The organism is Streptococcus cuniculi, from assembly GCF_004570575.1.
GTDB classification, from domain to species: Bacteria; Bacillota; Bacilli; order Lactobacillales; family Streptococcaceae; genus Streptococcus; species Streptococcus cuniculi_A.
In genome coordinates this window covers 33,974-46,250 of sequence record NZ_SPPD01000011.1, presented here as the reverse complement: position 1 = coordinate 46,250, position 12,277 = coordinate 33,974, and the positions used below count along the sequence as shown (strand labels likewise).

Annotated in this window: 12 protein-coding genes; 10 read left to right on the top strand and 2 right to left on the bottom strand. The window is 37.5% G+C overall.

What is annotated here, in order from left to right; all coding sequences use genetic code 11:
• From E4T82_RS07965 to E4T82_RS07920, 10 genes are all read left to right on the top strand, one after another.
• Positions 1-2,583, top strand: a complete 2,583-nt coding sequence (locus E4T82_RS07965; protein WP_135182342.1) for an SEC10/PgrA surface exclusion domain-containing protein — start codon at positions 1-3, stop codon at positions 2,581-2,583.
• A gap of 78 nt (positions 2,584-2,661) precedes the next feature.
• A complete protein-coding gene (locus E4T82_RS07960; protein ID WP_135182310.1) occupies positions 2,662-3,813 on the top strand; it encodes a helix-turn-helix domain-containing protein in 1,152 nt (383 codons plus the stop codon).
• Positions 3,814-3,990: 177 nt separating this feature from the next.
• Positions 3,991-4,281, top strand: coding sequence for a type II toxin-antitoxin system RelB/DinJ family antitoxin (locus tag E4T82_RS07955; RefSeq protein ID WP_135053284.1), 291 nt, complete (start codon positions 3,991-3,993; stop codon positions 4,279-4,281).
• Positions 4,268-4,615: a type II toxin-antitoxin system RelE/ParE family toxin gene (locus tag E4T82_RS07950; protein ID WP_135182309.1), complete on the top strand. Its 348-nt coding sequence runs from the start codon at positions 4,268-4,270 to the stop codon at positions 4,613-4,615. Before E4T82_RS07955 ends, E4T82_RS07950 begins: the two co-directional genes overlap by 14 nt.
• Positions 4,616-4,969: 354 nt before the next feature.
• Positions 4,970-5,290 (top strand): hypothetical protein, encoded by a 321-nt coding sequence (locus E4T82_RS07945; protein ID WP_135182308.1) that lies wholly within the window; start codon positions 4,970-4,972, stop codon positions 5,288-5,290.
• Positions 5,291-5,367: 77 nt separating this feature from the next.
• Positions 5,368-6,450, top strand: coding sequence for an ATP-binding protein (locus E4T82_RS07940; RefSeq protein ID WP_135182341.1), 1,083 nt, complete (start codon positions 5,368-5,370; stop codon positions 6,448-6,450).
• On the top strand, positions 6,447-7,028 hold the full coding sequence (locus E4T82_RS07935; protein WP_135182307.1) for a hypothetical protein: 582 nt from the start codon (positions 6,447-6,449) through the stop codon (positions 7,026-7,028). Before E4T82_RS07940 ends, E4T82_RS07935 begins: the two co-directional genes overlap by 4 nt.
• 332 nt (positions 7,029-7,360) lie before the next feature.
• A complete protein-coding gene (locus E4T82_RS07930; protein WP_135182306.1) occupies positions 7,361-8,524 on the top strand; it encodes a Rep family protein in 1,164 nt (387 codons plus the stop codon).
• The gene (locus tag E4T82_RS12815) at positions 8,517-8,690 is read left to right on the top strand and encodes a DNA-binding protein (protein WP_228065107.1); all 174 of its coding nucleotides are present in this window, start codon (positions 8,517-8,519) and stop codon (positions 8,688-8,690) included. The genes E4T82_RS07930 and E4T82_RS12815 overlap by 8 nt, the downstream gene beginning before the upstream one ends.
• 100 nt (positions 8,691-8,790) lie before the next feature.
• Positions 8,791-9,846 (top strand): site-specific integrase, encoded by a 1,056-nt coding sequence (locus tag E4T82_RS07920; RefSeq protein ID WP_135182305.1) that lies wholly within the window; start codon positions 8,791-8,793, stop codon positions 9,844-9,846.
• Between the two features lie 51 nt (positions 9,847-9,897).
• Here the strand turns inward: E4T82_RS07920 and E4T82_RS07915 are convergent, their stop codons facing one another.
• Both E4T82_RS07915 and E4T82_RS07910 read right to left on the bottom strand, forming a co-directional pair.
• Positions 9,898-11,757, bottom strand: a complete 1,860-nt coding sequence (locus tag E4T82_RS07915; protein ID WP_135182304.1) for an SA1320 family protein — start codon at positions 11,755-11,757, stop codon at positions 9,898-9,900.
• Positions 11,758-11,776: 19 nt separating this feature from the next.
• Complete coding sequence (locus E4T82_RS07910) at positions 11,777-12,277, bottom strand: lipase family protein (protein WP_135182303.1); 501 nt, start codon at positions 12,275-12,277, stop codon at positions 11,777-11,779.

The following is a 12,277-nucleotide window of genomic DNA, read 5'->3' as shown; positions in this document are numbered from 1 at the left end:
ATGAAAAATACAATTAAAGCAGCATCTGCACTTGCACTTGCCGCAACAGTCACGTCAGTCGGAAATGCTGTTCAAGCAGATGAGGTGGCAACACAGCCCACGTCTACTGAAACATCTGCTGCAAAACTTCACACAGAGGTCACAAAATCTCAAGTCGATGATGCAGCCAACGCTGCTCAGCAAGCTTCTGATGCTGCTGACAAAGCACAAACAGCTGTGAATGACGCTGAACAAAAACACTCACAAGCTCAAGAAGATGTCACTAAAGCTGAAATTGAGGTTGCTGCTGCTCAAGCGATTGTCAATGAAGCTACACCAGAGAAAATTGCTGATGTTGAAGCTGAGGTCACAACAAAAACTGAGGAACTCAGTCAAGCAGAACAAGACAAAACAGTTGCTCAGTCTGAACTTGATGCCGCAAAAGATGCTGCTGCACCTCATGTAAAACAAATCAATGATGTTGAAACTGACATTAAAGCAGATGAAACTACATTGAATGATACTAAAACAAATCTCAACAGTGCTAAACAAGCACAGTCAACTGCTGCACAAGCAAAATCTGACGCAGAAACTGCGATGGCAAATGCTGACAAAGCAGTGACAAGTGCTGAGGACGCAGTTACTAAGGCTGAAGCTGCTGAACAAGACGCTGCTCAAGCTGAGTCTGACAAAGCTGAAGCAATTGCTCAAGCTGAAACAGATGTTAATGCAAAGAAACAATCACTTGATGCTGCCAAAGACACAGAAAAAGCTGCTAACAATGACGTTGCAGCCAAACAACAAACTGTGAATACAGCTCAAGCAAAAGTAACTCAACTCCAAGCAACAGTCGACCGTGTGTCTCACCCGAATGTTGGTCAAACAATTCAATTGACACAAGATTGGTATGACGCAGTGTTTACTTCAACTACTTCACGTGAACCACTGAGTAAAGCGTATGGTTCGTGGTTGAAGTATACGACTGGACTTGAGCCCGGTCAGACATCGTGGTTAAAGAGTGAAGAGCCGCTTCTGGATGCGAAAGTCCGTGATCGTTTCAAAGACAACATTCCATTAGAAGATTGGAACAAAGCAATCGACGTCCGCAATTTATCTGACGAAGATCTGATTGACGTAACGCAGTTCTACATCAATACAATTAATGCCTATGCCGAACAGATTGAAGAATTACTCAACAAAAACCATACAGGCCCTCGTATCCGCACTAGACGTATGACAATGACGACGTCAACGCTCGCACTCTCACGTATGATGTCTGCACATGTCCAAAATAAATGGCCTGACACAAGTCGTACGCACCACACAGAGCTCAATGACTCAGTCTACGATCAACATGGCATCAATGTTGGATTGCAAGCGTTGGCCCCGAGTCGAGTAGCTAGTACGCTCGGCAACTTAAAATTAGACATCAATAAGGCTATTAATTTGATGATGTTCAGAGATGGCGATGCAAACCACGGTCACACACTCACGATTCTGCCAACGATTGTTCGTTCTACAGATCCGGACCCTGATAAGTTAACAGAGACACCGATTGTGACGATTGCACCTACAGCGAAATCACCTTATCTGTATTCACTGTACATCGATGCCGCAGTTTACAAGGACGACAACAAATTGATGAGTGAGTTGATCATCTCCGACAAAGACGCTGCAAAAGCTCAACTTGCGACAGCTAAAGACGAACTTACAACCGCTCAAGTGCAGTTGAACACAGCTAAACAAGCACAAAGTGCTGCAAAGGCTGCTGTCGATGCTGCTCAGTCAGAGTTTGACGATGCGACTGTGAAGCTCAATAGTTTGAAAGATGGTTCAGCACTTGCTCTTGCAAAAGCTAAAGTCACACAAGCTAAACAAACATTGAGCAATGCAAAAGCTGCTCAAACAAAAGCAAATGACGATCTTACAAAAGCTACAGCGAATGAAGCTAAAGCTGCTGAAACTGTTGCAAATCTCACTCAATCTGTGAATGACATCACTGCTAATCTCACAGCAAAACGTCAACAACTTGATGAACTAAAAGCAAACGCTGCTGACAAACTTGCTGCTGTCGATGCTGCACAAGCTAAATACAATGCTGCTAGTGCAAAAGTTGTTGAGTTGAAAGCTGGAATTGACAAAGCACAAAACTTGCTCAACTCTTACAAAAACGCTGGCCCACTCCTTGATGCCGCTAAAGCTAAACTAGAAACACTTGTAGAAGCTGAGAAAGCTGCAGCAGATGAACTTAACACTGCTAAAGCTGACCTTGCAAAAGCTGTACAAACTGCTACTGCTGCAACTGACTACTACAACAAATTGAAAGCACAGTATGATGCTGAGCAAGCTTTCAATGTGAGTCCAACTCCTCTTCCTGACAAACGACCAGGGTATTCGCCGTCAGATGACGTGAACTTAGTTCCGCTAGTTAACAATAGTACTAGAGCAGGTATTCGTCAGAATGCAGATGGTTCACTTTCTTATAGTCGTGTAGCACGTAGTAAAACTCTGCCTAATACAGGAGAAAAAAGAGCTATCACCGCACTCTTTGGTGGTCTGCTATTACTGACAGGTCTTTCATTACATAAAAAGAGAGAAAATTAGTCACACTGGCCTTATAAGATATAACACTTACTTCTCTCAACTAGAGGAGTAAGTTTTTTTACAGAAGGAGAATATATCATGATTGAAAATTTTGAAGAGTATCTTTATAAAAAAATTGGTAAACGTATCAGAGATTTCCGAAAAGAGAAAAAGCTAAGCCAACTTGAACTTACCGAATTCAGTGAGATGGTTGGGCTGAAAACGAAGAGTGCTAGTTCTCGTCTCTCTTTTATCGAAAACGGAAAAATTCAATCAATGCGAGACTTTATGTCAGATACTGAAAGAAACGCTCTAGCAAACTACTTAACAAATGGCGACCAAATCAAATTATTCTTTGGAAATGATGAAGATTTAAAAGATTTACTTTCCATATTGCTATATACTTTACTGTTAAATGGCGAAAAACCTCAACCAACGGATAACATAAGTCGTGAATTTGTCGATATAGAGTATAATAGAAAATATGAAGAATTATCCAATATTCTCATTAAATTCATGCTTCTCTATCCTGAATTTAATAAAGCATTCATCATTCATTTCTTGTACAGCCCTCTAGCAGAACATGAAAAAAATAAACGTAATAAATTATTGGAAAAAGAAAACGAAAAAATTAAACAATTGTTAGCATCAAACTCTGGAAATTTTATCAAAGAAATCGTATCATCGGTTGGCACTTCCCTTTTAACAAATGCTTTTAATGCTATCATTGATGATTTGATATACAATTTATTTCCTGTCTTCAAGAAAAAACTAGAAAAATTAACCTACGCTACAGAAATCCCCTTCAAAACCTCCAACTATGATGACGAGGATATGGAGTACAAAGATGAGTATACTAAATATACACTGTCTTCTAAGCTAAGCGATAGATTCAAATTTGAAAACTTTATCCTACTTATAACTAATTTAGATGTTGTTAATTTTTTAAATAATTTATTTTTCAAAAAAACATTAGATAATGATAAAAATATTTACTATCTTTCTTTCATTAGTCAATATCAACTTCAAAGTATTTTGGCTTTAAACCTTTCAAATCTTTTAGAAAAACCAATCAGATTGGATACACGTACAGACAGTGTAGAAAATAATCCTCTATTCCACTATTATTGTGATATGACTGAAATTACAAATTATTATCTCAATAATAACCAAAAATCAGTCGTACCTTTACATGTACCAGCCTGTCCATGGGATATAGATATAGATGATGATAGTTTAGATAATTCCTAAACATGATGTAGCTAACGAAATAACCATCATACTAAGAATTGAACCTTGAAAAGGGACTAAAAAGGTTATATACAGAGGAAATATCAGTATAGACATAAAAAACATATACACGACCGAATATACGAGACTATACAAATATAGTTTAAAGTGTTATAATACCTTTAAGGAGGTGCTACTATGCACACTTTAGAAAAAAATACGCAGGTCAACTTTAAAACGAACAGCGATTTACTAGAAAAAGCTAAAGCCATTATCTCAGCCCAAAACCTTGATATGACAGCTAGCTTTAATTTATTTTTAGAAAATATCGTACAAAATAAAGCCTTACCTTTTGAAACTGATACTGATAAAGAACGGGCTAAATTACTTGCAGACTTACGCGCTGAAATTGCAAAAAGTTTTGACGATTTAGAACAGGGACGGGTGTATAACACTAGTGAAGTGAGGGCTAATCTTGGTATCCGATGAGAAACTCTATAGTCTTATTATTCCCGAAACCGTGCAAGAACAGCTAAGAGCTATAAAAAGCTACATTGAAATGACATACTTTTCAGAACAGGCTGGAGCTAACACCATCAACAATATTCTTTGCGGACTGGAACGCCTTGGAGTTTTCCCAGAAGCAGGTTTTAACGCAGACGAGAGAGTAGGAAAACCCATTTATCCACCTTATAATACCCGTTGCATTGTTTTAGGAGACTACCTCGCTTTTTATCACATCTTAGAAGATAGAAAAGCCGTTTTTGTATCTAACGTTATCCATAGCAAGCAAGACTATATCAGACTATTTAAGAAAAAATAAACGCCTTTAAAAGGGCGTTTTTTGTTACAGTCGTATACAACAATGACATTTTAGGTAGCTATTGCTCACCTCTGTAAGTGGGGGGGGTTATCATTTTTCACAATACTTTCTTAAAAATAGATAAAATATGAAGTCAAAAACTAATATATAATCTAAATATAAAGATTAGCTAATCCTTTAATAAAATGAAAGGAGGACATTCGCTATGAGAGTGCCTAAATTCTTGCCCTAGAAAGTTTATCATTTTTCACTGTATTTTCTTCAAAATAGATAAAATATCAATCTCACATGTAGATTATAATAACATTATAGTAAACATGGCCATGTTACTAAAAAATCAAAAGAAAGAAGGTAATGCTCATGAAGGCATTTACTAAAAAAGGCGGTTATAGTACAGCTACTGCATTGGATTATGTTTCGTTAGAGAATCCTATTTATACTCTTAGCATTGAGTTAGAAGCTCGATATGAATATGTAGATGGTAAATCTACTGGAAATATTATAGCGTACTCAGCTTGGTTCGTTCAAGAAGGCACGGGTCCATTCAAAGTAAAATTTGAGAACAAAATCAAGTTGCCAGCATTTTTGAGTCCAGTCACATTAGAGGATTTAGAAGCTGTTGTGGTTAACTACACTGTCTATTTCCGAGCTAAAAATATCATTCCAGTCAGTTAAAATAACATAATCCTGTATTGTGGCAGAGAAGAAATTTTCTCTGCCACAATACAGGGAGAAAGAGGTGCAAAATGACTATAAGTCATGAAATTTTAAAACATCATTTAACACAATCTCTAAATATGGGGTTAGCGTTAGATGCAGAAAATTCATATAATCATAGTTTTGATATAAAGATATCAGATAATGGGATGTTATTTATTCCATTCATTCCAGCTGGCTTTGTGCTTACTGAGGAACTTTACCAAAAAATTTATACTATTACATCTGTTGCGAGTTATCCGTATAAAACTGTATTAAAACAGAATGCTGCACGCATTGTACAAACGGGTATTGATGATATTCATAGAAGCCGAGCATTTGAATTTCCGTGGATAGATGGAGTTCCAAAGCGTCTTATTATCAACGACCTAAGGTTGTATTCGCATCAACTTGCAGGGAGTAGCCGAATTCCTCTCATGGCAGATGGGATTGCAAATATAAACATAGATAAAATGACTACCATTATTATCAGTGGAAATAGCGGCTCTGGTAAATCATATTGTTTGACCTATCTTTTAGAAATGCTGAAACTTCGGTCTGATTTAGTTGTTGTAGACCCAAAGTTTGATGCACCTAGTCGGTGGTGTCGCGAAAACAATGTTGGGGTGATTGCACCACATTCTAATCGCTCTAAATCGGATTTTATTACACAAATCAACAATAGTTTGAGTCTAGCAGTCGACCTCATTCACAAACGACAACAGCAACTATATGACAATCCTCAACAGTCTTTTAAACGATATACGATCATTATCGATGAGGTGATGGCTCTAACTGAAGGTATTCCTAAGCAGTTGAAAGAGATATTTTTCTCTCTTATTAGCCAGATTGCTCTATTAGGTCGAGCAACTAAAGTCGGTTTAATTCTAGTTAGCCAGCGGTTCGACCATCAAACCATCCCAACTTCTGTAAGAGATCAGGCTACTGTCCTAATACAGGTGGGCATCGTCAATTCAAGAACTACACAATTTTTATTTCCAGATTTTGATGTTACAGGACTAGTCATTCCTACTGGACAAGGGACAGGACTTGTCCAGATAATTGATAGCGATTCGCCCCATCAGATATTGCCACTACTCACACCCACTTATTCATTTAACGGAGGGAATGTTTTATGACATTATTTACAAAAACAATAAATAAACTTGTGAACGTATTTGCCTTTGGTATTTTAATAATCGTTTTTGATTTTGGGCTATCCGTTCTGTTAAAAACAATCCAGAGTCTCAATATTCCTTATTTAGAATTTGTAGCGTTGATTATTTTCTGGCTTAAAATAACTGCCGGACTAGTGCTAGCTATTCTACTTCTTACATTTATGATTCTTATTACAATCAATATTGTGAATAGAATATTATACGATGGTCTGTTCAATTGGTTTAAATCATTTCTAGCTACCTATAAGCTTAGAAAATTCATGAGACTCGAAGACTCAAAAGAAGATTTACGGGAGAGTAAACAATCATCTAAAATATACAAACAGTACAATAAACTTCTTAAGCATTGCTATGTGGATTTGGACTATTCTGAATGTCTTATCCTCATCAAAGCACCAGCTACCGTACAAGTAACTGATTTGCTCACTAAAATGTTACCAAAAATCAGAGACTATGTTGCGAATGAATATCCAGATTATAAATTTTCTCCATTCAAAAAAGATGGTAAATATTATATCTGTTTAGGTGGTATACTATAGAATATCGTTGAAAACTTGGGGCTTGCTTTGAAGCAAAAGCCCCAAGAGTTTTCAACAGTTTTAGTTCCATCTGCTATTTCTCACCTCACTGATTGGTAACAGGGCTTGTTATTGTTACCAATAAATTTAGTTCCATCGGTTCCAATTTTATACTTACCTGTCTTTGCTTCTTTTAACAATATTTTAAATAGACTATAAAAATCTTACTTTATCGTTTTTCCAAAAATCTTTTTAAAAATAGATAAAATTCGTGCTTCTTTTCTTTGATATGATAAGAACATACATAAGAGAAAGGACGGTAAGACCATTTGAATACCAAATGTAAAAATGTCATGTTTGTCCAACAATTGAAATATCTGAAACATTCAAATTTACAAGATATTTTAACGGATATTAGTGAAAAATTAACACCCAAAAAATTTGCGGGGATTATCCATGATAAAGATAGGAATGAGAGCAATGAATTAGTAGAGCCTCATGTTCATATCGTCTTGCAATTTGAGAATGCACGAAGTATGGCGAATCTAGCAAAACTGATTGACCAACCTCAGAATTGTTTTGAAAAATGGAATGGCAGTGTTAACAATGCTTATTCCTACTTAGTACATCATACAACATCTGTTTTAAATAAACATTTATATGAGCCTAAAGAGGTAATAGCTAATTTTGACTATATTGAGTTGCTAGAAAAAATAGAAAATCATGTCAATAGGCATCAAAAAATTAACGATACTACTGTTATCAATAATTATTTAGATTTACTCTATGCAGGTCAAATCACAAAAGAAGAAATTGAGCAGCAGTTAACAGGTTCACAGTATGCAAAAGCTAAACCTAAGATAGAAGCTGTATACATCAAGTCTCTTGAGATAAGGGCTGAGGCTTGGAGACAAGAGATGAGAGAAAAACAAGAACCTGTGACAGTTATTTGGCTGTTTGGACAGACTGGAACTGGCAAAACTCGCCTAGCAAGGCACTATGCAAATCAATATGACCAACACTATTTTATCACAGGTTCAAGCCGTGACCCTTTCCAGCGTTACAATATGGAGCATGTCGTTATTTTAGACGAATTACGTCCCAATCTTTTTGAATATGCTGACCTATTAAAGATATTTGACCCTTATAACAATCAGGCAATGGCAAGTAGTAGATATTTTGATAAGCCTCTGGTTGCGAATGTATATATTGTCACAACACCTTATTCACCTTCTGATTTTTTTAATGAAATGTCTAAACACGGACGAATTAACAACACGATTGATAGAGCTAGTCAGTTGTTACGACGTATAAGAGTTGTAGCGGAGGTTGAGGAAAAAGAAATTATTTTTTATGCTTTTGAGCCCCTTCTAAAGGTATTTGTTAAAGACTGTGAACGAACTATAGATAATCCTTTTTATACCCTTGATACAGTTGATAACTACCATGATACAGATATTAGTTTTCAACTATTAAAAGCATTAAACGAGGTGAGAACTACAGATGAGAATGAATAACTATCTATTAACAAGACAACAGGCGTCTGACTTTCTAGGTATTGACCCCAAGTCATTTGACAAAATTTTCAGAGCTGATGACCAATTCAAACGGTTCATGATTGGAAGTCGAGAGCGATATACCCGTAAAGAATTGATAAATTTCGTAAATAAAAAATTAGTTTAATTGTTAAAAGAAAAGAATTGATAACTACTAAAAAACCAGGTATAATATACTTGTATTCAGATGTAGTTTATCAATCTTTTTTAGAAAGAAGGATTGAACAATGGCTAGTATTACAAAGGTAGGTAAAAAATATAAAGTACAAATTTCATTATATAAGTACGGACAACATAAAAAGTTAATCCAAACTTTCAAAACGAAATCAGAAGCGGAGTTATGGGCTTTAGAGATGGAATTAGAGAAAGGAAAAGGAAAGCAACTCTCAAACAGAGAAGTTTATTTCCCAGAGTTTTTTGAAAACTGGCTCTATGTTATCAAACAAAAAGATGTTCGAGAATCGACGTTCTACAACTATGAACGGGCACTTAAAGAAATAAAGATATTGTTTAAAAATATTAAGCTAAAAAACCTGAATGATGTTGTTGTTCAGAAGAAAATCGACCATTTTAGCAAAACGCACTCTAAAAAGACTACACATGAGCTACTTTTAAAAATCAAAACATCTCTCCGATACGCCTATGCGAAAGGGTATATTCACACTGATTTTCTTTCTCTAGTAAAAGCACGAGGGCAGCAAACCCCAAAAAGAAACAAGGCCCTTTCCATTACTCATTTGAGTAAACTTAGAAGTTATTTATTAAATAATACAGAAGATGAATTTAATATTTTAACTCTCTTAGCACTTGAAACAGGGATGAGACGTGGAGAATTACTGGGAATTAGACCAGAAGACATATTTGAATATGGTATTCAAGTAAGACGCTCTATTAGTCCGACTTCAGCCGATACTTCCTTAAAAACAAAAAACTCCAAACGAGATGTCAGTATCAACCCAGAAATCTATAAGCTGTTACAAAAAATTCCGGTCAAATCTAATGGATATATTTTTGATACTGATAACTTCAAACAGGCTTATCGCTTGAAACGTCTACTCAAGCAATTAGATATCCCCGAAACAACCTTTCATGGTTTACGAGACACTCATGCATCATTTTTGTTCTCAAAAGGAATTGATATTGTTTATGTATCCAAACGACTTGGACACTGCAATATTCAAACTACACAAAACTATTACTTAGAGCTAATGCCAGAAAAAAAGCACCAGCAAGATGCCGATGCCTTAAATTTATTATCTTCTCTAAGCAGCGAAACAATTTGAACCAACTTGAACCAAAAAGCTCCGCTGAAGATTGACACAGTAACGTTTGTATTAACGTTTTGAGAATTGATAAGCCTTGGATTCTAAGACACCGCTTGGTAGGGTTTCTCCTCCATCTTGGTCGCCGAAACAGTCTCCGACCAATTGATTGAAATAGCTGATCAATTGGCGAACCTTTCCTAGCTGTTCTGACAGGCTTGTAATGGCTTGACCTGTCATTTGACTGGAGATTGTTGTGATTACATAGTCTAGCTCCTGCAGGATACGACTGCTATAACTTTTGATTATTTTATGATTGGCAATAATCTCGTCCAGATCAAAGGCAGTATAGACCCCTTCCTCAATGATTGCCTTTAATTGAGGTTTTAGATTTTGCAGGTCACTTTTAGCAGAACGGATCACCTCAAGTGCTCCTATCACATTGTCTGTGAGGGGTGGGAGTTCTTGCTGGGCAGAAAGAATGGCTGCTGAAGTGGTGGTATCATATAATTCCACTAATTGACCCCAGTAAGTCCGCGTGACCCTTGTCTTATCATCTACCATCTGTTTCTTATCGACATAGATCCTGATGTCAAAAGAGGATTGCACCGCATCCACCGTATGCTGAAAGGGCAACAATTGCTCCGTCCATCTCTCTAAAGAATATTGAACTTGTTGAAAGGCTTCTGAAAAGGCAACTGCCACCTCCTTGGCATACTGATTACTGCGTTCTTCTACTTGCTGATCAAAGGCCTGTAAGACATCTTTCACATCATCAAAAATAGCCGACTCTTCCAGATAAGCCTGATAAGAAGCTGGCACATGCTGGACGGAAAAACCTGCCATACCACTGCCACTGGACAGTTGACCTTGCAACCAATCATCCATCGCTTTAAAGTTATTGGCTAAACTCAAGGTTAGGCGCGATACGTTTTCGACTGCCGTCTGCAGTTCCTTAAGATTTTTTTGCTCTACTTCCAAGACTTCTGTTAAGGATTGGCTAATACCGTCTGGTTTTCCTTCCCGTAATCCTGTCCCCTCAAAGATGCTTTCACTCTTCTTTTTGAGCCTCTCGGCTGTGTCTTCCAAAACCATAGAGGACTTGAGGGCAGTTGGGGTTGGATTGAGGGGAGAGCCATTCTGGAATCCGCCCCGTTTCTCATCATTCAATTGCTGTGCCAGATGTCTACTATTTTCCGCAAGCCGAGACAGCATACTATTGTAGGCAGAAAGTTCCAAGTAGGCACCGCTCTCAATATAAGCTGGGTCTGAAAACGTATTGGTCAGGGTGCGAGGAGACGATAGGTCTTCAAAGATTGTCTTTTTATTCAGCATCTGACCAAGAGAGTCGTGAAGTCGGTAGAAGACCTCGGTTAGCCTTGTTCCCTTAAAACGCTGGACAATACTTTCTTCCACCCTCTGCTTTCGTGTCTCAAAATCTCCTTGGATATTGGCATTTTTCTCTTGGCAGAGCTGACACGCTCGAATCATGGCTGGAATATCCGTCAGGGCTAACATCCTTAGATTACTCGAGAGCATTCTTAGACTATCTGGATTGACATTAATCGTTCGACCGCCTGCCCGATCGAGCTTGCTACTGGCGAGAAACAGGTTCCTCGGGTCAACCTTATCAGGATCCAGATGGATATCCTCCACCCCGTCTCCATCAATATCAACCCCTGCTCGATAATTCTGGCGATCCACAACGAGACCGTATTTGTCAATAAGATTACCGTGCTTATCAAATTTCCATGTTGAAAGTCCATGATAATATAAAATATCAAATAGTCCTGCGTCCTTATAGGGATCCACATAGCGTGCAATCCCCAACGGATCTCCACCATAATTGCCCAGCCAGTCTTTCGTATTGCGATAATTGATAAGGATATCCGTATGCTCTTTAGCCCAAGCAATTTCTTCTTTTGTCAACATATTATCGGGACTTGGTCCATTAAAGGCTGTTGAAGCCCACTTGTTTTTTTACCGCAACTAAGAGAGCAAGATAACCTCCTAGAGAATGCCCTGTTGTAGAGAGCGTGGCTTGAGGATATTCCTTTTGGATATCTGCTGCAAACTCTAAAGCCGTATCTACTTGACTATCTATGTTCTCTATACTTCGAAAATCTGCGGTTAATCCCTCGCGTCCTTGTATGACATTCTCCAGATCCGTACGACGATCATTTGGGTCGCTAAAGTTTGTTCCTGCGTAAGCAATTGTAATATTGTCGTAGTCCACAACTCCATTCACAACAGGCGCAACTGCCATTGCCTGCATACCGTTAGATTTGTTATCTGCTACTTTGAGAACTCGGAATTGACCTAAGCTTTCATCCTTTGAGTTATAAGGATAAGTTTTTCCTTCTTTCAAAGAATAATCTTTATTTTGCTTTAATTTATCAACCCAATATACTTGATTTGATAACCAATTGTATTTTTCATCTGCTACTGCCAT

Coding starts and splice junctions, on each gene's coding strand:
- E4T82_RS07965 (WP_135182342.1), top strand. CDS start 1: ATGAAAAATACAATTAAAGCAGCATCTGCACTTGCACTTGCCGCAACA.
- E4T82_RS07960 (WP_135182310.1), top strand. CDS start 2,662: ATGATTGAAAATTTTGAAGAGTATCTTTATAAAAAAATTGGTAAACGT.
- E4T82_RS07955 (WP_135053284.1), top strand. CDS start 3,991: ATGCACACTTTAGAAAAAAATACGCAGGTCAACTTTAAAACGAACAGC.
- E4T82_RS07945 (WP_135182308.1), top strand. CDS start 4,970: ATGCTCATGAAGGCATTTACTAAAAAAGGCGGTTATAGTACAGCTACT.
- E4T82_RS07935 (WP_135182307.1), top strand. CDS start 6,447: ATGACATTATTTACAAAAACAATAAATAAACTTGTGAACGTATTTGCC.
- E4T82_RS07930 (WP_135182306.1), top strand. CDS start 7,361: ATGTTTGTCCAACAATTGAAATATCTGAAACATTCAAATTTACAAGAT.
- E4T82_RS12815 (WP_228065107.1), top strand. CDS start 8,517: ATGAATAACTATCTATTAACAAGACAACAGGCGTCTGACTTTCTAGGT.
- E4T82_RS07920 (WP_135182305.1), top strand. CDS start 8,791: ATGGCTAGTATTACAAAGGTAGGTAAAAAATATAAAGTACAAATTTCA.
- E4T82_RS07915 (WP_135182304.1), bottom strand. CDS start 11,757: ATGTTGACAAAAGAAGAAATTGCTTGGGCTAAAGAGCATACGGATATC.
- E4T82_RS07910 (WP_135182303.1), bottom strand. CDS start 12,277: ATGGCAGTAGCAGATGAAAAATACAATTGGTTATCAAATCAAGTATAT.